The organism is Luteolibacter luteus, assembly GCF_012913485.1.
GTDB classification, from domain to species: domain Bacteria; phylum Verrucomicrobiota; class Verrucomicrobiia; order Verrucomicrobiales; family Akkermansiaceae; genus Haloferula; species Haloferula lutea.
The window spans coordinates 645,108-663,990 of record NZ_CP051774.1; the positions used below are offsets into that span (position 1 = coordinate 645,108).

Annotated in this window: 16 protein-coding genes; 2 read left to right on the forward strand and 14 right to left on the reverse strand. The window is 61.9% G+C overall.

Going from position 1 to position 18,883, the window contains the following annotated elements; genetic code table 11:
• Window positions 1–4: 4 nt before the first annotated feature.
• Window positions 5–2,395, reverse strand: a complete 2,391-nt coding sequence (locus tag HHL09_RS02550) for a hypothetical protein (protein ID WP_169452924.1) — start codon at window positions 2,393–2,395, stop codon at window positions 5–7.
• A gap of 178 nt (window positions 2,396–2,573) precedes the next feature.
• Here HHL09_RS02550 and HHL09_RS02555 point away from each other — a divergent pair, with 178 nt between their 5' ends.
• Window positions 2,574–3,062 carry a hypothetical protein gene (locus HHL09_RS02555; protein WP_169452925.1) on the forward strand — a complete coding sequence of 163 codons (489 nt, stop codon included), beginning with the start codon at window positions 2,574–2,576 and terminating at the stop codon, window positions 3,060–3,062.
• A gap of 122 nt (window positions 3,063–3,184) precedes the next feature.
• Here the strand turns inward: HHL09_RS02555 and HHL09_RS02560 are convergent, their stop codons facing one another.
• The 7 genes from HHL09_RS02560 to HHL09_RS02590 all read right to left on the reverse strand — a co-directional run bounded on the left by HHL09_RS02560 (window position 3,185) and on the right by HHL09_RS02590 (window position 10,434).
• Complete coding sequence (locus HHL09_RS02560; protein WP_169452926.1) at window positions 3,185–4,537, reverse strand: DUF58 domain-containing protein; 1,353 nt, start codon at window positions 4,535–4,537, stop codon at window positions 3,185–3,187.
• A 2-nt stretch (window positions 4,538–4,539) separates the two neighbouring features.
• Window positions 4,540–5,535: an AAA family ATPase gene (locus HHL09_RS02565; RefSeq protein ID WP_169452927.1), complete on the reverse strand. Its 996-nt coding sequence runs from the start codon at window positions 5,533–5,535 to the stop codon at window positions 4,540–4,542.
• Window positions 5,532–6,635: a DUF4350 domain-containing protein gene (locus tag HHL09_RS02570; protein ID WP_169452928.1), complete on the reverse strand. Its 1,104-nt coding sequence runs from the start codon at window positions 6,633–6,635 to the stop codon at window positions 5,532–5,534. Before HHL09_RS02570 ends, HHL09_RS02565 begins: the two co-directional genes overlap by 4 nt.
• Window positions 6,632–8,047 carry a DUF4129 domain-containing protein gene (locus tag HHL09_RS02575; protein ID WP_169452929.1) on the reverse strand — a complete coding sequence of 472 codons (1,416 nt, stop codon included), beginning with the start codon at window positions 8,045–8,047 and terminating at the stop codon, window positions 6,632–6,634. Before HHL09_RS02575 ends, HHL09_RS02570 begins: the two co-directional genes overlap by 4 nt.
• A gap of 4 nt (window positions 8,048–8,051) precedes the next feature.
• Entirely contained in the window at window positions 8,052–9,020 is a 969-nt protein-coding gene (locus HHL09_RS02580; protein WP_169452930.1) for a stage II sporulation protein M, read from the reverse strand.
• Complete coding sequence (locus HHL09_RS02585) at window positions 9,017–9,772, reverse strand: RDD family protein (RefSeq protein ID WP_169452931.1); 756 nt, start codon at window positions 9,770–9,772, stop codon at window positions 9,017–9,019. The genes HHL09_RS02580 and HHL09_RS02585 overlap by 4 nt, the downstream gene beginning before the upstream one ends.
• A 155-nt stretch (window positions 9,773–9,927) precedes the next feature.
• Window positions 9,928–10,434, reverse strand: coding sequence for a YciE/YciF ferroxidase family protein (locus HHL09_RS02590; protein ID WP_169452932.1), 507 nt, complete (start codon window positions 10,432–10,434; stop codon window positions 9,928–9,930).
• Between the two features lie 252 nt (window positions 10,435–10,686).
• Between HHL09_RS02590 and HHL09_RS02595 the strand changes: the two genes are divergently transcribed.
• Window positions 10,687–12,021, forward strand: a complete 1,335-nt coding sequence (locus HHL09_RS02595; protein WP_169452933.1) for an MFS transporter — start codon at window positions 10,687–10,689, stop codon at window positions 12,019–12,021.
• 10 nt (window positions 12,022–12,031) lie between these two features.
• Here HHL09_RS02595 and HHL09_RS02600 read toward each other — a convergent pair whose 3' ends face one another.
• The 6 genes from HHL09_RS02600 to HHL09_RS02625 form a co-directional block, all read right to left on the reverse strand.
• Entirely contained in the window at window positions 12,032–12,274 is a 243-nt protein-coding gene (locus HHL09_RS02600) for a hypothetical protein (RefSeq protein ID WP_169452934.1), read from the reverse strand.
• Between the two features lie 81 nt (window positions 12,275–12,355).
• The gene (locus HHL09_RS02605; RefSeq protein WP_169452935.1) at window positions 12,356–13,003 is read right to left on the reverse strand and encodes an MBL fold metallo-hydrolase; all 648 of its coding nucleotides are present in this window, start codon (window positions 13,001–13,003) and stop codon (window positions 12,356–12,358) included.
• 176 nt (window positions 13,004–13,179) lie between these two features.
• Window positions 13,180–13,539, reverse strand: a complete 360-nt coding sequence (locus tag HHL09_RS02610) for a hypothetical protein (protein ID WP_169452936.1) — start codon at window positions 13,537–13,539, stop codon at window positions 13,180–13,182.
• A 60-nt stretch (window positions 13,540–13,599) separates the two neighbouring features.
• A complete protein-coding gene (locus HHL09_RS02615; protein WP_169452937.1) occupies window positions 13,600–14,988 on the reverse strand; it encodes a lipopolysaccharide biosynthesis protein in 1,389 nt (462 codons plus the stop codon).
• A gap of 41 nt (window positions 14,989–15,029) precedes the next feature.
• Window positions 15,030–16,430, reverse strand: a complete 1,401-nt coding sequence (locus tag HHL09_RS02620) for a sugar transferase (RefSeq protein WP_169452938.1) — start codon at window positions 16,428–16,430, stop codon at window positions 15,030–15,032.
• A 216-nt stretch (window positions 16,431–16,646) separates the two neighbouring features.
• Window positions 16,647–18,875, reverse strand: coding sequence for a GumC family protein (locus HHL09_RS02625; protein WP_169452939.1), 2,229 nt, complete (start codon window positions 18,873–18,875; stop codon window positions 16,647–16,649).
• Window positions 18,876–18,883 lie beyond the last annotated feature (8 nt).

Here is an 18,883-nt window from a genome sequence, read left to right on the forward strand (position 1 = left end):
GGTTTTACCGATAATCCAGTTGCGCATCGACAATGGCCTCCTTGTCACATCTGAACCGGATCCAGTAGGCTTGGAAAGCATCGGGAAACGAGTGCTCCGCGCTACCATCCACGAGGAAGGAACGGTAGGTGACCCATTCTCCGGTGCCGGTGAGATCGACCTCCGCCGTGATGGTCGCCGGCACCGATGACTTCAGCACGAGCGATTTCTTGTCGAAGCCGGTCATGAGATAAGGATCCGAAGCGACGTTCGGCTCGACCTTGGATTCCTTCCACGGTCCACCCTGGCCGCGGGGCTTGCCGATCTTCCAGATGTCATCGATCGCGCCCGCCCAGAGGGCGGCCTTTCCATCTTCCGAGCGGATGACGTGAGGATTCCCCTCCCCTTTGCCATCCGCGATGCCCGTCATGATAAAGAGTCCTCGATAGGAGCAGAAGTCGTGGACCATGAAATTCCCGCTCGCAACCGCGCGCAGCTTCGCAAAGCCTCCTGCATTCTCGGCCGGGAGTTCATAAAAGGAGCCACCGGCATGGAAGAGATCCCGTTCCGTCGCCACCTCCCGGCAGACGCGGGTATCTCCCAAGCCGCCGACCTGGGAAGCGCTTCCCCGCGGCAATCTCCAACGCTTCCCCTTGTCATCCACGAAGAGCACGGATGCAGGATCTTCCTGAAGCACCTGCGTGGGGATCCCCGTGTTCTCGCGCAGGTCCGCCTGAGCCCCCGCATCCTCGACGCGGTGAAGCTTTAGCCCGGCATCGAGCTCATAGTAGCCGCGTTCCTTACCCCGGGAATCCATCGCAAGCATCCCCAAGCAGCGCTTGTTGTCTCCTAGAGCTCTCACCAAGCCACCGCTCACCGCGCCCTCTTCCTGGCCTGCCAGTCCGGTGAAGATGGCATCAGGCTCCGCCGAGCGCTCATCGCGATTCGTGTATTGGAAAAGCGCCGTGGCTTCCGGCAAATCGGCATTGGAGACAAGGCGTATCCACACTCCTGCAAGCCCGGACAAATCGATCCATTGATAGGGAGAATCCAGCATGATCTCGCGGGCCTGCTTCCAATTTCCATCGCCCTTCTCATCGACTTCCAGGGCCACCTTCACACTGCTTCCACCGGCATGGGAAAAGTGGAGGGACTTGCCCTGATAACCCGCGAGCAAATAGGCATCCGAAGGCTGGCCCGCTTTCACAGGCTCATCCATCCAGACAGCACCGCGACCGATCGCGGGGCCAATCCGGTCCAGTTCACGGGGATCGACGAACCACAGGTTCGACTGGGATTGCGGAGCCGCGATCTTGCCCTTTGAAGCGCGTTTGTTAAGGAACTCCGCTTTGGCCGTATCATCGCAGCCAAACACCAGCCGGTCCTGCCAGCGGCAGAAGTCGCCGATCACCTTGAGGTAGTTCGAACGAGGGGCGATGCCCGCGGAGTTCTCCGGTGTGAACGTCTTCGGGAATCTCCAGAAAGTCCCGTGCATCGTCATGAGCAGGTCCTTCTCCCCGATGTCACGAATGCGGGGCCACTCGGTGTTCCAGCCGTGTGCACCATCGTAAGAGTGGGAGGCCTTCGGCAGCCGCCACGAGTGCCAGGTCTTCCCATGGAGGCACATCAGGATGAGGGAGCGGTGATCCCAACCGATCGTCCACACCGGATCGCTTTCAGGCGAGCGATTGCCCTCGATCCCTCCAGGACCGGTAAGCTCTGTGAATTGATTGCGCCGGACGAGCTTCCACGCGTCCGCCGTTCCATCCCATGACGCCAGGGCTCCCGACTCGCTCGCGGGATCCTGCAGCGCCTGCTTCGAGTGATCGCCGTTGTTGGCATAGACCAGCAGTCCTTGGCCGGAGTAGAGGCCCTTGCCATGATAGCCGGGCAAATCGGCCTTGCGGCCTCCTTTCTGCTGCTCGTCGCGCCACAGTTCGGTGACAGCGAGGGTGTCCACATCCACCTCGTAGAGACCCTCCTCCATGGTGGCGTAGTAAATCTTTCCGACAGGGTCCGTGAGGTGCCTCGCATTCCCGGTCAGGCGGCCATACATTTCCGAGTGAGGGATCGCCCGCACGCTGCGATCCTCGCCAATGACGTAAGGGCCGATGAAGAGCTGCTTGCTCTCACGATGGATCATCCGGTTCGCGGGTGTTCCGCCGACACTTTCCGAACGGACAATCTGCTCCAAGCCGGGGGTTATCTCATAGAGCTTATCAGAAGAGCCCTGCGGGGAATGCGGCGCGTATGTCACCGCCCACAGCCGGTCTGCCCACGGGACCACAGCACCAGTCCCGCATTCGCCCTCGTCATTGAAGAAAGCCAAGGAGGGATAGATCCCGGAGAGCTGGACCGGTTCGCCGGCGACGATTCCAGCAGAGAGAAGGAAGAAGAATAGAGGCTTGAGACGCATGAGCAGATATTCAGCGATGGTCGGGTTTTACAGATCACCATGTCTCAAAATTTCCCTAATTTCACAAAAAAGCGGCGGATTAAACCCACCCAATGGAAGCGAAACTTTTTCCGAAAGAATGGCAGGAACTGCACGTCTCCTGCTTGCCGAATTTACGGAGCACGCCTAGTTTTCGCGAATGGAGACGCTTGAAAGCCTGCGCGCGAAGTTCATGGATTCCCAACCGGCCCCGCTGCCGGCCGAAGCCTATGAGTCCAACGATCCGAGGTCGGGACGACGCCACAAGCAGACCCTTCGTGAAAGCCATGCCATTCCGAAATGGGGCATGTGGGTGATTGGTCTCGCCCTCGCCATCGTCGCCGCGGCTGCCGCATTCATCTATTTCGGTGAGGAAGCCATTGTCGCCACCATGCCCGCCGTGTTCCTGTGGCTCGGGTTTGCGGTGGTCGCACTGGCAGCCTTGGTGGTCTACTTCCTGCCTGGCGTGATCGCCATGAACTTCCGGGTGCGCCGTTCCGGAGCCATTACCACGCTGAATCTGGTGGTGGCCTTGGCAGGGATCGCTTGGGCGCTCGCCACCGCGAATGTCCTCGCTGCGGCCGCCTTCGTCTTCACCGGCTGGTCGCTGGCCTTGGTCTGGTCGATTGCCGAGGCGGAGAGCCGCTGATCCGGTGCTTTCGGAATCCTAATTTTTCCCCATGCAGCGCCGGCATCCCCGGCGCTGCTTTGTTTTAACCTCCTAGGAGCTTCACGATTTCCCGGCAGTGCCGGCCCTCCCGACAGAACGGCTCACAAGCGGCCCGCGGCCTTGATATCCAGATAGGAGTTCGCGAGCGCCACGGGGAACTGCTGGGCGGGTACATCCAAAGTGAGGATCCCGAAGCCCTGCAAGGTGGCCAGCACCTCCGCGCGCTCCGCATCGTAGCGCTCCGCCGCGGCGAAGCGCAACGCATCGCCAAAGCCTTCCACCGGCTTGCTGCGTGCATCCTCCACGCTGCGTTCGCGCAAGCTCGCCAGCAACACGAGATGCTTCGAGCGCAGGGTCCGCAAGGCGGGCACGATCTCCGAGGAGTCCTCACCCCGCAGGTTCGTCATCACCACGACCAAGGCGCGCCGCTTCTGGCGGGCCAAGAGCCGCTCCGCAGCGGCGCTGAAATCACTGGGCTCCGGCGTGGTCTGATAGTCGAAGAGATGATTGAGGAGCACAGACATCGAGTGAGCGCCCTTCACCGGCGGCAGCCAGCGGTTCATCCCGCCGAAAGCCTGCACGCCAACCTGATCTCCCTGCCGCAAGGCCACATAGGAAAGCAGCAGCATGGCGTTCAGGCAGTGGTCGAACTGTGGCAACTCGCCATCCATGGCGCGCATCCGGCGACCGGTATCGGTCAGGAAGATCACGACTTGATTCCGCTGCTCCTGATATTCCCGGCTGATCAGCGAAATGCGGCGTGAAGTGGCCTTCCAATCGATCTGCGAAAGCGGGTCGCCCTCGCGATACTCACGAAGCTGGTGGAAATCCCGGCTGCTGCCCGCAAAGGATTTCCGCACGATTCCCATCTGGTCAGGCCGATGCTGAAGCGAAAGAAGGGCAAACCGGAGCACCGGCTCGTAGTCGGGATACACCCGAACTTCCTCGTTCTCCCCGACGAGGTATTTCTTGTGCCACAAGGCCAGCGGCGAGGTCCGCCGGACATGGACCTTCCCGAACTTCGCGACGCCGCGCTCGATGATCCGCACCGGATGTGTCAGGCGGGCCTTCTCGCCCGGGGCGATGCTTCCCTGCCATGGCATCGTCTCGGCCTCGGCGCCCGCGGGGATGCCATCGAAGATCTCCACCTTCGCCACCACCCCGCCGGGATTCAGAAGATCCAGCCGTACGTCCGAAGCCTCCCCTACTGCGAAGCGACCCGGCAAGCGACGGGTCAACTGCAGCTTCGCGAGGCGCGATAATAGCAAGGCGTCGACCAAGGCCACCGCCGCGATGATTCCGCCAACGATCCACCATGCCTGCATCACAAAGGGAGCCGCTGCGGAAAGCGGACCACTCCCTCCCTCCGGCGCGAAAGCCGGCCACGCGGAGACAAGGACTCCGAGAAGAGCCCACGCCACCACGAGTCCCAGGATTCTGCCGGTCGGGTTCATGCTTACTGCCGGGGTGCCGGGACGGATTCCACGATGATCTTCAAAACTTCATCCATCGACTGACCACCGATCGCCACTTCAGGAGCCAACTGCACGCGATGACGCAGCACCGGTAGCGATGCCGCCTTGATGTCATCCGGAATGACGAAATGGCGGCCATGCATGAGCGCGATCGCCTTGCCAATGCGCACCAGCGCAATCGCACCGCGCGTACCTGCACCGAGCCAGACGGTCTTCGCTTCGCGGGTCGCCTGAACGATCGCCACGGCGTAGTCCACGACCTCACGGACCACCTGCACGGCTGCGGTGGCAGCCTGTGCCCGCACCACGTCTTCCGGCGTGGCGACGACGTGCAACTCCTTGGTCGCGGAATCTCCAGGCACTTCAGCAGCGGAGCGGGCGACGATCTCCGACTCCGCTTCCGCGGTCGGATAATCGATAAGGATCTTCATCAGGAAGCGGTCGAGCTGTGCTTCCGGCAGGGGATAGGTGCCCTCATGTTCCACCGGGTTCTGCGTCGCCAGCGTCATGAAGGGAGCGGAGAGCTGAAGCGATTCGCCATCGATCGTCACCTGCCGCTCTTGCATCACTTCGAGCAAGGCGGCCTGGGTCTTGGCGGGGGCGCGGTTGATTTCATCCGCGAGCAAGAGATTGCAGAAGACCGGGCCGCGGCGGAGCTGGAAGGTCTGGCTCTTCATGTCGAAGAGCCGGAAGCCCGTGACATCCGAAGGCATGAGATCCGGCGTGAACTGGATACGTCCGAAAGCTCCTCCGAAGGCCTTGGCCAGTGCCAGCACCAGCTGGGTCTTGCCAAGGCCCGGCTTCCCTTCCAGCAGCACGTGACCGCCAGCCAGCAGTCCGGCGAGCACCTGGCTGACCACTTCCCTCTGCCCCAGCACGGCGTGTTCAACCTGCGCCCTCAGGCGCGCGACCATCGCGGACGCGTCCGGTTGCGCTTGCGGCGGAGTGGCTTGGTAGACGGCGTTTTCTTCGGTCATGTTAGAGAGAGGTGAATTTTCTGCAGGTCCGCGATCAGACGGGCAAAGCTGGCGGGATCGGGAGGGCGGTCATGGGTCATCGCCCGTTCGGCACGATCCCGGGTGATTCCCGCACGCTGGGCGACCCATTCGAATAGATCGCCATCGCGATGCCCGGAGGCAGACATCCGCTGCGCGCGCTCCAATACCGAGTCGCGCAAGGGCCGGAGCATCGCAGCCCCCTTGTCCAAGCGCCACTGGAAGTCGCCCAATGCTTCAAGGTGATGATCGTAATCGCGTGCCGTGGTCCTCGATTCCTCACGGCGCAGGGGCCCGAAGCGCGGCATGTTTTTCCAGAGCCAGAACAAGGTGACCGCAAGGATCCCGATCACGACCGCAGACCCGTGGTGCCATACCAGGCTCCAGAGCGAGATCGCCGCATCACGGACGATCACGACCTTGCCACGATACGGCGAAGCATTCACGAGATCGAGGAGCAGTTCGGCATGGTCATGTTCCCCGATATGACGATTCCGGAAAGGACGGGCATCTGTCATCACCGTGATCAGCCCGTCGCCGTAGCGCACCTGGTCGAAGATCCTGTCCTTGCCGTCGGCCTTCAGCCGAGCATGAGACTCGGCGAAGATCTCGTAGGTCTTGTTGTGATAGTTCAGCTTGTCCTCGGAGAACTTGTCGGAGGCGGCGGCGCTGCTGAGTTCCACCCCGGCGCCTTCGAGCCAACCATGCAGCGCCTCGGGGACGTCACCCTCTTCGCCAGAGCGGAAGCCGGCAAAGGGGCTCCATTCGTCGCGATAAGATTCGCCCCACTCCACCAGGCAGAGCAAATGCCCGCCGCCGGCAACCCACTGGTCCACCTCGCGGATGTATGCCTCGGTGGAAATCACCTCCGCCGGCACGAAGAGCATGGAGACATCCTGTTCAAGATCGGGCCAGCCGGGCTTGCTTTCGACCGCGTAGCCGAAGCGCTCGAGAAAGCGGGTTGCCGCCAAGTATGCGTCCACTTTCGCCTTCCCCTTGTAGCCGGTCTCGCGCTTGGTCGTGGTGTAACCGCCGCAGCCCGCGAGGATCAGGCAGCCGAGAATAATCGCGGGGATCCTCATGCCTGCCTCCTTTCGGTGAAAGGCCAGCTTGAGCAAAGCTGCTCCATGGTCTGGTCCGGCGGCGCGCTGCGCCCGTAGGCAAGAAGGACCCAGGCATCCGTGAGGCCGCCGAAATAGCCGGCGAGAGGAGCTGCCTCCGCGGTGACCCGGCGCAGGCAATCGCTCTCCGTATCCGACTCCGCGATCTCCACCCCCCGGCTGGTGATCAGCTTCGAAATCGTCCCCCGATAAAGCAGGCTCATGGCTTCCTGCCGGCGGCCCACGCGCCACAGTTCCATCGCCGCGGTGGGGATGTCCGCAGGCAGTGACTCGGGAGCGACATCCATTCCCATGACCACCTTTGCCTGCGGCGGCACTCGCGGCACCCGCTTGTGGAAGCCCCCGGTCTTGAACAGGTGCCGGTTTCGCCAGACCAGCCAGACGATAAAGGCGATCAAAGCCCCGAACGCCGACCAAATCACGACTTTACCCAGGACAAGCAACCACTCTCCCGGCATCCAGTTCCAATTGCTGGCACCAGACGTACGGTTCTTCACTTCGACGTAATGGATCGTGAAGTCCTCATGCGACTTCACCTCGGTGATCGTTTCCTTCGCCGTGGCAGCACCAACCGGTTGGAGATTACCGGAGAGGCACAGGAAGGCAGCGACCAGTGCTGTCACGGTGCCAGCCAGGCGATTGCCCATGCGGCGGAAAGCCAGCTCCACGTCCCAACCCTCGATCCAAGTACGATGGTTCACGTACATGCCGAATCCCGCGCCGGTCGAAAACACGTCCACCAAGGACATCGAGATGAGCACGGAAGCGGCAAGCACCCAGCCGAAGGACGGCGGAAGATTCAGCCAGGATTCATCACTGAGCGTTTGGAAAAGCACGCGCCATTGCTCCGCCTGACCTTGCGGCAGGAACAGGGTGGCGGTGCCGATCAGCGCCAAGGCCATCCAGAAGGTCAGACCGACCCGCCACAACGCTAGGGAAACCACCGTGGCATCCCCCCGCCTCAGGAGCAACCGGACACGCGCAGCGTAGGCCTTTCCGCGAAGTCCCTCGAGGTCCTCGACCGCCATGGTCAGCGGACGCCATGGCGAAAAACGCGCCCAGAGCATGCGGAATCCGAAGCGCCGGTACATCGCGCGCGGCCATTCGCCCAAGACAGACTTGCCATCGGGCAGCTCGCCAAAGAGGTGACGGCTGATCACGAAAAGCACCATGCGCGAAGCGACTGGCATCCACCACCAGCATGCCAGCACCACCAATGCGGGGTAATCGTGAAGCAGGCCGACGCTGAGCAACAGCATGGGCAGCATTCCCAGCCACCAGCAGCCCCAGAGGCGCCAGAAATCGCGACGCGCCAAGGCGAGGCCCAGATCGACCGCTTCCCAATCACTCCTTGGGCGGAGCTCTGCGGTCACATCTTCAAGCCGCACGCGTCCCCCTTCCCATCAGAAGGAAATAGGCCAGGTGCAATACCCAGCCGGCAATTCCCACGGAGTACTTTATTTCAGGCGCCATCCGCTGGGCCGACCAGAAACCTTCCACCACTGCGGCCAGCGCGGTCATCGCGGCCGCGCCGTAGATCAAAGGCAGCGCGCGCTTCGCCGCTTCAGCAATCGCCCGGCCCCGCGGCAATCGCCCGGGATTCAGGATGCCGAGGCCCAGGCGCATCCCGGCCATACCCGCGACAATCATGCCCAGCAACTCGTAGGACGAGTGTCCGGCCACGAAGGTCCAGAACGATTGGGGATTGCAGGCATAGTGGACGTAGCCCGCCACCGCGCCGATATAGATACCATTGAAGGCGAGGTAAAAGATGGTCCCGAGACAGGCAAGTATCCCCCCCGCGAAGATCTGGAAGTCGATCCCCACATTGTTCCGGATGTAGTGGGAGAACATCATGAAGTTCGACCCGAACATCTCCCGGAAGGCGCTGATCTGCTCCTCTTCCCCACCGTACATCGATTCAACCTCGGCCATCTGCTCGGGACCGAGCACCGCACGGATCCAATCGATGTTCAGCCAAGCGGAGGCCATCATCGCGAAGAAGGGGATCCAGAAAATCGCGCTGCAGAGCCAGAACAGGCGCCACTCCTTGCGCACCGTCTGAGGGAAGCCTGCGAAGATGAACTTCGCCACGGCTTCCCAACCACGGCGGCGACTGCGGTAAAGCAGCTTGTAGCCGCGGATGACCAGCGTGTTCAGCCGGTCGATAAGCTGCGTCGAATACATGCGGTGGCGTGCCAAGGCCAGGTCCGCGCAGGTCTCGCGGAAGCGTTTGGGCAACTCTTCCACTCCGGGTTCCGGCTTGCCCTTCTCCACACTGGTGATCAGGCGATCCAGCTCAAGCCATTCGGCCGCGCGACGTTCTTCGAAAGATCCCGGACTCATCGTTTTTCCTGAAGCCAGTGAGCGATTGCCATAATTCGGGCCACACCCGCGTTGCCCTTCCCACCGCTGAGTTCACTCGCGTGGTCGGCGATTTCCGCGCGCCTGCCCTCCGACCACAAGCCGGCCCGTTCCCGGAAGGCGACAACCGCCCGGACTTCCTCAGGACGCAGTGGGACGACCGGGCGGGAGGCCTCCATCGGAGGAGGTGCCGGGACTGCCGGCTCCGGCAGTACCTTGTCGTAGATCACCACGGTACCAGCCGCGAGATCGCCGAGACGCTGGAAACGCTTGGTCGCCAGGCAGGTCGCCAAGCCGAAAGCCATCGTCGGGATTGGCAGGCCGCCGAGCCAGGAAGAAGGGAGCATCGGCATGGCATCCGCCACGCGCAGGAAATTCCTGACCAACGCTTGGGAAAAGGTAATGGGTGCACCGGAGGTCTGCACCACGCGGAGGCCCATCGCCCGCTTGCCGGGAGTCGCCCCCCATTTGCTGGCTTCAAAAAGCACGGGGTACCACCACCAGGTAAAGAACCAAGCCAGCATCCCCAAGCCCGTGGAAACGGTAAAACCAATGCCGATCCCGGCAATCATCAGGATCACCCAAATGATGAGCAGACCGGCGATCTGGACTCCCCAGTCGATCCCGAGCGCCACGCCCCGCTGGAGTGGCCCCGCAATCCGGAGACGCACCTCCACGCCTTCCGCCAACTCGATGGCCTGTAGCGTGTCAATCCGTCCCGCAGCTTCCTCCATAACTTGTCAAACGCCCCGAAGCTATCCGCTGAAGCCGCCCCGTAAAGTCCCTTCGCACGGCTCCCCCACCCCACTGACCTTGTGACAAAAAGGTCAGGCCCATCCCTCTGGACGGGCCCGACAACCGTCTGCGTGCCAGCATCCGGCCGAGAAAATCAACAGATCGCCGCGGCCTCGTTGATGCCAGAGACAAAGAGTCCGCCGGTGGCGATCCGTGTGATGGAGGCGTCCGCGTCGCTTTCTTCTTCCAAGGAAGTCCCAAGAACATCGGCATCATCGACATATCCGAGGCACTCGGCGAAAGCACGGGCAGTTCCGTAGCCGGCGATCTCGTAGTGCTCGATCCGGTTAGCGACGGCGATCAGGACGGCGTCCCTGACGTGTCCGGCTCTCGCCCTGCCAACATGCTTGCGAGCTTCTCGAATGAGACCCCTTACGGCCTCACATTGCTCACCGCCGGGGTTCAGGCCGTGGCGGCAGAAGAGATCTTGGAGACGGGCCCGGTGGACCCGGGTTTCACCCATGTGTTTCTGGAAAGACCGCTTCAGCTCGGGGTCGGTTACGTGATTGGCCAAGTCCGGCAAGGCGGCGATGAGCTGGGATTCCGCGCTGTAAAGATCGCGCAGTTGGTCGAAGTAAAGCTGTTCAAGGTTCGTGATCATGGCTCGGTGGGAGTTCCTGCCGCCTTATTGCGGTCGGGGTTTTCAGTTACACCCTCCCTTCCGCAGCCCCCGTGCCGCGAGCACTTTGACTGTATTTCAAATTGTTACAGTGATTCGAAAATTTGAAGGGGCCTGCATCGTGCATTCCGCACCCGCAGTTTTCATTGCAGGGTGCATTGATGGCATCGATGTCGGGACAGGCTTTGATCTTGCGGGTCGTAGAACGGCCCGGAAAGGTCCCGATTCAAACCCATGGAAAACCCTGCCCTCACGGAGGCGGAACAGCGCGCAGTGCTCTCGAAGGTCACCTGGCGCTTGGTTCCCCTGCTCTTCTTCTGCTACATCATCGCCTACATCGACCGGATCAATGTCGGTTTCGCCAAGTCGCACTTGGAGCCGGTGCTCGGTGTCGATCCCAAGATCTTCGGGGAGGTTTTTGGCACCGGCGCGGGACTCTTTTTCATTGGCTACTTCATCTTCGAGGTTCCCAGCAATCTGGCTCTCCAGAAATTCGGGGCGCGCATTTGGATCGCCCGAATCATGATCTTGTGGGGCATCGTCTCGATGTTCTTCGTTTTTCTGAACGGGGTGAAGATGTTTTACATCATGCGCTTCCTCCTTGGAGCCGCTGAAGCCGGCTTCTTCCCGGGCGTCATCCTCTATCTCACCTACTGGTATCCGGCAAAGGAACGGGCGAAGACCGTGGCACTCTTTGCCTTGGGGGGTATCGCGGCAGGGATCATCGGATCGCCGATCTCGGGTGCCCTTCTGCACATGGATGGCCTGATGGGAATCGCCGGATGGAAGTGGCTTTTCTTCATCGAGGCGGTGCCGGCGATCGTCATGGGGCTGGTGGTGCTCTTTATCCTGCCCAATGGCCCGGGGGACGCGCGCTGGCTCTCGCCCGCCGAGAAAGGCTGGCTGCTGGCCAAGCTGGGAAATGAGGCGAAGCATGACAGCGGCAAGAAGGAGAAAAGACTCCGCGATGCCTTCACCAGCGGCCGTGTCTGGCTGCTCTGCTTGCTCTACTTCCTCATCAACGTGGCGGGCTACGGCTACGAATTCTGGCTGCCTTCCATTACCAAGCGCCTTTCCGGCAGCGAGGACTTCGTGGTGGGACTGATCAACATGGTGCCCTACGTGGTCGCGGGAATCGCGATGACCTTGGTGGGACGAGCTTCGGACCAGAGGGGAGATCGGAAAAGCTTTGTGGCCGGTGCAGGCTTGGTGGCTGCGATCGGTTTTGCCGGTGCGGCCTTCGCTCAAAACCCTTGGCTCGCCATGCTGGGTTTGGTGATCGCCTTGGCGGGCCAGAAATCCACGCTCGGCCCCTTCTGGGCCCTTGGCACCAGTTACCTGAGCGGCACCGCCGCCGCTGGTGGCATCGCCCTGATCAACTCCGTGGGAAACCTAGGCGGCTATTTCGGCCCGCAGTTGGTCGGCAAGATCAAGGACAAGACCGGCAGCGAAACCACAGCTCTTCTCTACCTCGGCGGCGCATTGCTATTCCTCAGCATCGTGGCGCTTTTCCTCCCCTCCAGCCGCCCTGCCACGGCACCCGTGGCGCTTCGTTCGGAGAGCGAGTGATATCCATCCATCAAGGCTGGGCTGCCGGCGCCATCCCGCGCACGGGCAGCGGTGCCAGCGTCGCCTTAGGCTTCGGCTTGCCAGCCTTCACGGGATAGCGGCGGTCGAGGATTTCCTGCTCCTTGGCAAGGCGTGCAATTTCCTCTGCATCCAGTTCCTTCTGGGCGAAATGTGCCCACACGGCAAAGGAGCCGATCACAACGACCGTCGCCAACAGCCCGACACCGAGCTTCTTGAGGATCTTCAATGCCATGGCGTTGCGGGGAAGCGAGTTCCGCCGCGCGTTGATGCTCCGGTTGGCACCCTCAGGTCGAGAAATATTCCCCCGCGCGGCCTAACGGTTCGCCGCCGCAAGCTTGCGCAGACGTGTCAGGTGCTCTTCCGGGCTGGCGCGGTCCGCATGATTCGGGATCACACCCTTGGGATCGAGCGAAAGCGCCTTGGTGAGGCTTGCGGAGAGTTGGCCGGGACGGGAATTGAAGATCCGGGGCGGGAGATGCGTGAAGCCCTGGAAACTCGCGAAGAGATCCACGCAGAAGAGCAGCCCATGCCGCTCACAGTAATAGCCGGTGTGGCCATCGGTGTGGCCGGGCAAATGCACGGCCTTCAGGCCATCCCAAACGTCGAGGTCATCGCCGTCTTCAATCCAACGGTCCGGAACAAAGGGCGTGAATCCAAGCATCGGCCTCGCGATCCCTTCTGCGAAGCCAGTAAGCTTCGCGACGCCCGGATAGCAGGGCCTCCCTTCGTAGTGGGCAGCATCCCCACGCGGCGCAGCGATCCATGCGCCGGTCTCCCTCGCGATCCGGCCGATGTTCAAGATGTGGTCCAAGTGACCATGCGTCACGATGATGCCACGGATCGGCAAGTTATCCCACCCCGCGCGGTGAAGTGCCCAACGCAAGGCCCGCCAACCGCCGGCGAAACCCGCGTCTAACAGATACAAGCCGGACGAGTCCTTCAGCACATGGAAATTTACCATCGCCGTGCGAATCTGAAGGTAGCCGGAAATCTCCATCGAAGGACTTATCAGCGTTTCGGGATGAGGTAAAACCAGTGATCTTCCCGATGCAGTTACTCATCGCTCAGCTGTTCCACACTCCGCGAGGAAATCGAAGTGCCCGGCGGCCTCTGTTCGTGAAACGGATCCCGCAGTGATCATGAATGCCAGCCTTCCGGAAAGCGGGCTTTCTGCTCCCCTCCGCGATACACGGTGATCTCACAGGTCGAAGGATCGGAAAATTTTCCGATCATCACGCCGAGCTTTCCTTCCCCATCCCGAATCGAAAGGCCCATCGGCCCAAGCACGACTTCGCCCGCACCCACGGTTGGACCGTTGAGACTGATGGTGATGAATCCTCCCGGCTGTTCGTGGATCTGGAGCCATGCACCGTTATCGGATTTCAGCGAGATATGCGCCGTTCCCGGGTTCTGTCCCCCATCGAGAAAGATCTTCGGATTTCCATCCCGATCGACGATCGTCAACGAGCGGGCCCTGAGGTGTTCTTCAGTTTCCATCACTGGCAAGATGACGCCAAGCCAGCGCCTCGGAAAGTCGATAAAGAAGGCAACTCTGCTTCATCCGCCATATCCCGCCTTTGCCGGCTCAGCCAGGTCCGGGGCTGGCTCACGCTGCAGGCGCAGCCCGTGAGCGACGAGGCGCGGCAGGCTGCAACCGGTCACCGCCACCATGACTGAGGCCATGGAGAGCAGCATGGTTCCAATGCCACCCCATTTCAGCGCGAGCACCGCGACGATCGCCACCAAGGCCGATTCCACGAACTGCACCCGCGCCAAACGCCCGACCTGACCTGTCCCGATCATCAGGGCGTGGTTGAGATGGCGCCAGACGTGCGCCACGAAGTAAGCGCCGTAGCAGGCCAGCAAGGTCCGCGGCGTATCAGCGAATTCCTTTCCAAGCCAGATCGAGAAGGCCCATGGGCCCAGCAGGATCAGACCCGCGGCAGAGCAGAGTGCAAAGCCGCTGCCGTAGAGATAAAGGCGCCGTGCCGCACGTTTCGCCCACGGCACGTCAGCCCGGGCGAGCGCCTCCGCCACTGCCGGCCAGGTCGGCGTGCTGAGCATCATCACGAAGCCAAGCTGCATGATGGTGAGAGAAACAAAAACGCCATACATCGCCGTGGCGGAAGGACCTCCGCTACGACCCACCAGCCAGCCCGCGATATTGTATTCCACGATGCCCGCCACGAGCGTGCACGCGGAGAAGGCAAGGCCATCGGTAAAGAGGTGCTTCGCCACCGGCCATTGGAAACAAGTCCAAGCCGGCCGGGTATCGGGATGTTTCTTCCAAAGCGAGATCGTGTTGAAGAGCTTCGCAAGCACCATGGAGCCGTGGACCGCAAGCACGAGGAACCAGACCTGCGGCACGAAAAACACGCCTACTCCCACGGCGATCGCCGCAATGACATTTCCACAGGCGCCCCACAGATTGTTAGAAGAGGCCTCAAGCAAGCCTTCGCGAACCCGGTCGGTGAGATTCAGGACGAAGAGCAGCAGGAACAACCCCAGCCCGGTCCACAATGCCGGGCGCAGCACGCCTTCCTTCATCGCGAACTCCGAACCGAAGAGCGAAGGCAGTGGCACCGAAAGCAACACTGCCGAAAGCAAGATTCCCGCAATCAGGGCCATGCCCAACATCATGAAGAAGGCCGTGGAGGCCAGACGGCGTGATTCCCCTTCATTTCCCCTCGCCTTCGCGCCGGACAGGCCGTGTGCCAGCGCGGGGCCGATACCCACCTGCAGCAAGGCCACCGTGGCCAAGGTGAAATTCACCGTGGTATAGAGGCCGAATTCCTCACGCCCCAGCACGCGGATCGCAACCGGAATCGAGAGCAATTGAAAAAGCGCGGTTCCAGCCTTCGAGACAAAGGAGGTGACCACCGCCAGCTTGATCGAGCGATCGCGGCGGGCGGCGTGGCTTGGGTCGGTGGACACCGTGGCTTGCATGGGAAGAGTAGGCCGGTGCCCGGAAGCACCGGCCCGATGATCTAGCAGGCACCCTTCCGGCTAAAGAAGGTCATCACCATGATCTGGAGATCGAGGAAGAAGTTCCAGTTCTCGATGTAGTCGAGGTCGAACTTCACGCGCTCGCGCAGGCAGGTGTCGCCGCGCAGGCCATTCACCTGAGCCCAGCCGGTAACGCCGGGCTTGATGTTGTGGCGCACGTTGTAGTGCGGGATCTCTTCCTTGAAGTTCTCGATGAGTTCGGGGCGCTCGGGGCGCGGGCCCACGAGGCTCATCTCCCCGCACAGCACGTTGAAGAACTGCGGAAGCTCGTCGATATTCCACTCGCGCATGAAGCTGCCGATCTTCAAGCGGCGCGGATCGTCCTTCACCGTCCAGCCCGGGCTCCCTGCTGCCTCGGCATCGAGACGCATGGAGCGGATTTTGTAGATTTCAAAAGGGCGGCCGTTCAGGCCAATGCGGCGCTGACGGTAGAAGACCGGACCGCGCGATTCCATCCACACGGCCAAGCAGAAGACGGTGATCACCGGAGCAAAGAGCACCAAGCCGACCAAGGCACCCAGCACATCGATGCCCCGCTTCAGGGCATTATTGAACGCGTGATGCAGCGGCAGCTTGCCGATGCCAAGGACCGGCATTCCGTGGAAGCTCTCGATCTGCAGCCCGGAAACAAGGATCTGGAAGCAACTCGGCACGAGCTTGAAGTCCACGAACTCCTTGCCGCAGGTCTCAGCCAGCATGAGCATCTGGTGACGGTCCATGCAGCCATCCACGGCCATGATCAAATCCGCACCCGAATTCCGAACCACATCGCGGAACGAATCGTAGGAGCCGAGCACCGGCACGTTTGCCGGCGGAGCCATCTCCAGTTGACCGCCTGGCGGCAGGACCACGCCATGGACATTGATCTGGTTGGCACGGCCTTCTCCGAGACGATCCAGCGCGCGGCCGCATTCTTCATTCCAGCCGACGAAGATTGCCTTCTGGCGCAAGGCCTGGGCGAAGGACTCGCGGCGCAGCACACAGTAAAGGAACCAACGCCAAGCGCAGAGCAGGACCAGGGAACTCGTCGCGCCAAGCACGCAGTAAACCCGGCTGATCGCGGGATTCAGCTTCAGGATCAGGGAAATCCCAAGGAAGCCGACGAACCACAGCACGCAAGTCTTGAAGATGACGGTAAACGTCCGGCGGATCGCGAGGTAGTTCCGGGGATCATGCACCCGGAAGTTTGCCAGCATCGCCAGCATCAGCACGCCGCCAAAGATGACGTGGCCGAGGTAAGCGCGCAGATCGATGGCAGGATCATCGATCCCCATATGCTGGAGATCGGACTCAAAGCGTAGCAAGTACGCTAGGATCATCGCGATGAATACCACGGCGGCATCGCCGAGAAAGCTCACGGCGACGAGCTTTTGGTGAGCCATCCAAGGTCGATGGCGATGACGCAGCTCATACGAGCGCACGCCAGCATCAGGGGTGACCGGAGAAGACGACGGGGGTACCGGCGACTCCACGGCTGGTGCGGGGGGAGCACAGTTCATGTTCGGGGGGATTCGGGGATACGGACCGGGGGATCCGCGCGTCACGGCCGGGGGAGCCGCGACTGGGTGTATAATATCAAGGAAAGCCGGAGCCGTCCATTACGTGATCGGGGAGGACTGGTCATCACCAGCATCTCCACGGGCGTCCACCGCGCCGTTGGCGACAGTCACACCGGAACTGGAGCTGGCAAGCGCCGGATGGTGGACAGGGACAACAGGCTCGTGGGAGGCTTCTCCTTTGCCCCGGAACGGGAGCTCATTCCAGACAAATCCCACCAAATTTCCGCCGGCCGAACGGATCAGCTCGGCAGACTTCCGCAGATGGCGGCGCTCGTTGGCATTCTGGCGCACGACCATGCAAACGCGGTCCGCATAGCGGGAAATAGCGAGCGCATCACTAACAGAAAGAACAGGCGGACTATCGATCACCACCGCGTCGAACCAACGGTAGGCATCTTCCAACAGGACGGGAAACCGGGTGCCGGACAGGAGCTCCGCGGCATCATCCCGCATCGGGCCGGAAGAAAGCAGGTAGAGATTCGGCAGAGAGGTGGGATAGCAGGCGCTCGCGGGATCCGCCCTGGCGTCCAGATAATCCCCCAGCCCTCCGGAGCTCCCGTTGACGTGCTGTCGGCTCAATCCGGGACGCCGCATGTCCGCATCCAACAGAAGGGTCCGCTGGCCCTGCATGGCCAGCGAGGCGGCGTAGTTCATGGCGCAGAGGGAACGTCCCTCGCCCGGCAAGACGCTGGCGAAGAGAACGGTCCGGGCATTGGGATTGGTCTGGGGCGGAAGCAATACCGCACGCAGGCGGCGAATCGACTCCGCTGCCGGTGAGGCGGGATCCGAAAGCAGGACCATGTCCCCTTCCCTCCCGGCAGCAATGGCCGGCAGGCTGGTTAGAAGCGGGACGCCGGTGGCCCGAGCCGCCGCCGCGGCATCCCGCACGCGGCCATCCGCCAGCTCGAGGCCGACCATCATGAAGCCTCCCATCAACATGCCCACGAAGGCCGCGACCGGCAAGAGGACCCGCTTGTTAGGCTTCGAGGCCTTTTCCGGAACAAAGGGCGGCTCCGCCCAGGAAAGTGACGATGCGGCAACCGCACTGGCCAAGGTCGTTTCCCGCAGCCGCTTGTCCACGGTGGCATGCAGCTCGCGGGCAGCCTCGGCTTCCCGCTTCAGGACATCGAAGCGGGCGCGGATGCCCTCGACTCCCACCGCCACCGTGCGAGCTCCATCCACCTCACCCTGCAGCTTGGCCTCGTTCTCCATCGCGACATGGTAGCTCTTTTCGAGGGCCTGTCCGGCAGAGCTCACGGCTTCCGCGAGATCATCCTTGAGGCTTAGAACTTCCTGCTCGGTCTCCTTGTAAACCGGGTGCTTCGGGCCGTAGCGCTCCTTGAGCCTCGCAAATTCCAACTCCTTCGCCTGCAAGGCCCGGATCTGGCTGGTCACACCTTCGGCATTCGTGCTGCGGCTGATTCCCGCCAAGGAATCCGGATCCGCGGGATCGAACTTCTTGAAAGCTTCAAACTCGGCTTCGAGGCGCAGGCGCTCGGTCTTTGCCTGGGAAAGCTGGGCATTCAAGTTGCCCAGCTGGCTGCCACCCGAGCCGGCGAGATCCTTTTCATCGAGTCCAGGAACCGGGTGCTCCTCACGGAACTGTTGGAGCACGGCACCGGCGGCCTCCATCTCCTGCCGCAGCTTCGCCTCCTCCAAGGCAAGACCTTGGCTGGCCTGGCGAGCCTGGGTTTCGCGACGATCCTTGATCCAAAGGTCGTATTCCTTCACCAGCGATTCCACGAGCACCTTGGCCCGCTGGGGATCGGTGTCTTCCACGCTGATCACCACCACGCGGGTGCCCCGGTCGAGCTCGACCCGGACGCGCTTGGCAAAGATACCGAGCACTCCCTGCTCACTGGTGCCCGGCGGGGCGAAATCCTTCGCCTCTTGCAGGCCATTCTCCTTTAACACCCGCAGCAGCAGCGCGGTCGAGGCCATGTTGCGCTCGATGGTGCGGAGTTGTTCGAGATCCTTGGAGTCTTCCGGCGAGAGACCATCGATATTAAGCACCCGCGGTGCATGGCTGCTGACTTCCACCGAGCCGGTGGCGATGTAGATCTTCGGAGCGCCCTTCAGATAGAGCGCCATCGCCGCGACGGCGAGGACCACGCCTAGCACGGCCAACCAGCCGCGCCGCAGGACGATGCCGACAAGGCGGCCGGGCTCGACCTTCGGCAGATAGAGCGTGGGTGAAACATTCGCCAGCTCGCCGGACTTCGAAGGTGAAGCCGCAAGCGGGTAATCCGGTTTTCGGGGGGATGCCATCGTAAGGG

Coding starts and splice junctions, on each gene's coding strand:
- HHL09_RS02550 (WP_169452924.1), bottom strand. CDS start 2,395: ATGCGTCTCAAGCCTCTATTCTTCTTCCTTCTCTCTGCTGGAATCGTC.
- HHL09_RS02555 (WP_169452925.1), top strand. CDS start 2,574: ATGGAGACGCTTGAAAGCCTGCGCGCGAAGTTCATGGATTCCCAACCG.
- HHL09_RS02560 (WP_169452926.1), bottom strand. CDS start 4,537: ATGAACCCGACCGGCAGAATCCTGGGACTCGTGGTGGCGTGGGCTCTT.
- HHL09_RS02565 (WP_169452927.1), bottom strand. CDS start 5,535: ATGACCGAAGAAAACGCCGTCTACCAAGCCACTCCGCCGCAAGCGCAA.
- HHL09_RS02570 (WP_169452928.1), bottom strand. CDS start 6,635: ATGAGGATCCCCGCGATTATTCTCGGCTGCCTGATCCTCGCGGGCTGC.
- HHL09_RS02580 (WP_169452930.1), bottom strand. CDS start 9,020: ATGAGTCCGGGATCTTTCGAAGAACGTCGCGCGGCCGAATGGCTTGAG.
- HHL09_RS02585 (WP_169452931.1), bottom strand. CDS start 9,772: ATGGAGGAAGCTGCGGGACGGATTGACACGCTACAGGCCATCGAGTTG.
- HHL09_RS02590 (WP_169452932.1), bottom strand. CDS start 10,434: ATGATCACGAACCTTGAACAGCTTTACTTCGACCAACTGCGCGATCTT.
- HHL09_RS02595 (WP_169452933.1), top strand. CDS start 10,687: ATGGAAAACCCTGCCCTCACGGAGGCGGAACAGCGCGCAGTGCTCTCG.
- HHL09_RS02600 (WP_169452934.1), bottom strand. CDS start 12,274: ATGGCATTGAAGATCCTCAAGAAGCTCGGTGTCGGGCTGTTGGCGACG.
- HHL09_RS02605 (WP_169452935.1), bottom strand. CDS start 13,003: ATGGTAAATTTCCATGTGCTGAAGGACTCGTCCGGCTTGTATCTGTTA.
- HHL09_RS02610 (WP_169452936.1), bottom strand. CDS start 13,539: ATGGAAACTGAAGAACACCTCAGGGCCCGCTCGTTGACGATCGTCGAT.
- HHL09_RS02615 (WP_169452937.1), bottom strand. CDS start 14,988: ATGCAAGCCACGGTGTCCACCGACCCAAGCCACGCCGCCCGCCGCGAT.
- HHL09_RS02620 (WP_169452938.1), bottom strand. CDS start 16,430: ATGGCTCACCAAAAGCTCGTCGCCGTGAGCTTTCTCGGCGATGCCGCC.
- HHL09_RS02625 (WP_169452939.1), bottom strand. CDS start 18,875: ATGGCATCCCCCCGAAAACCGGATTACCCGCTTGCGGCTTCACCTTCG.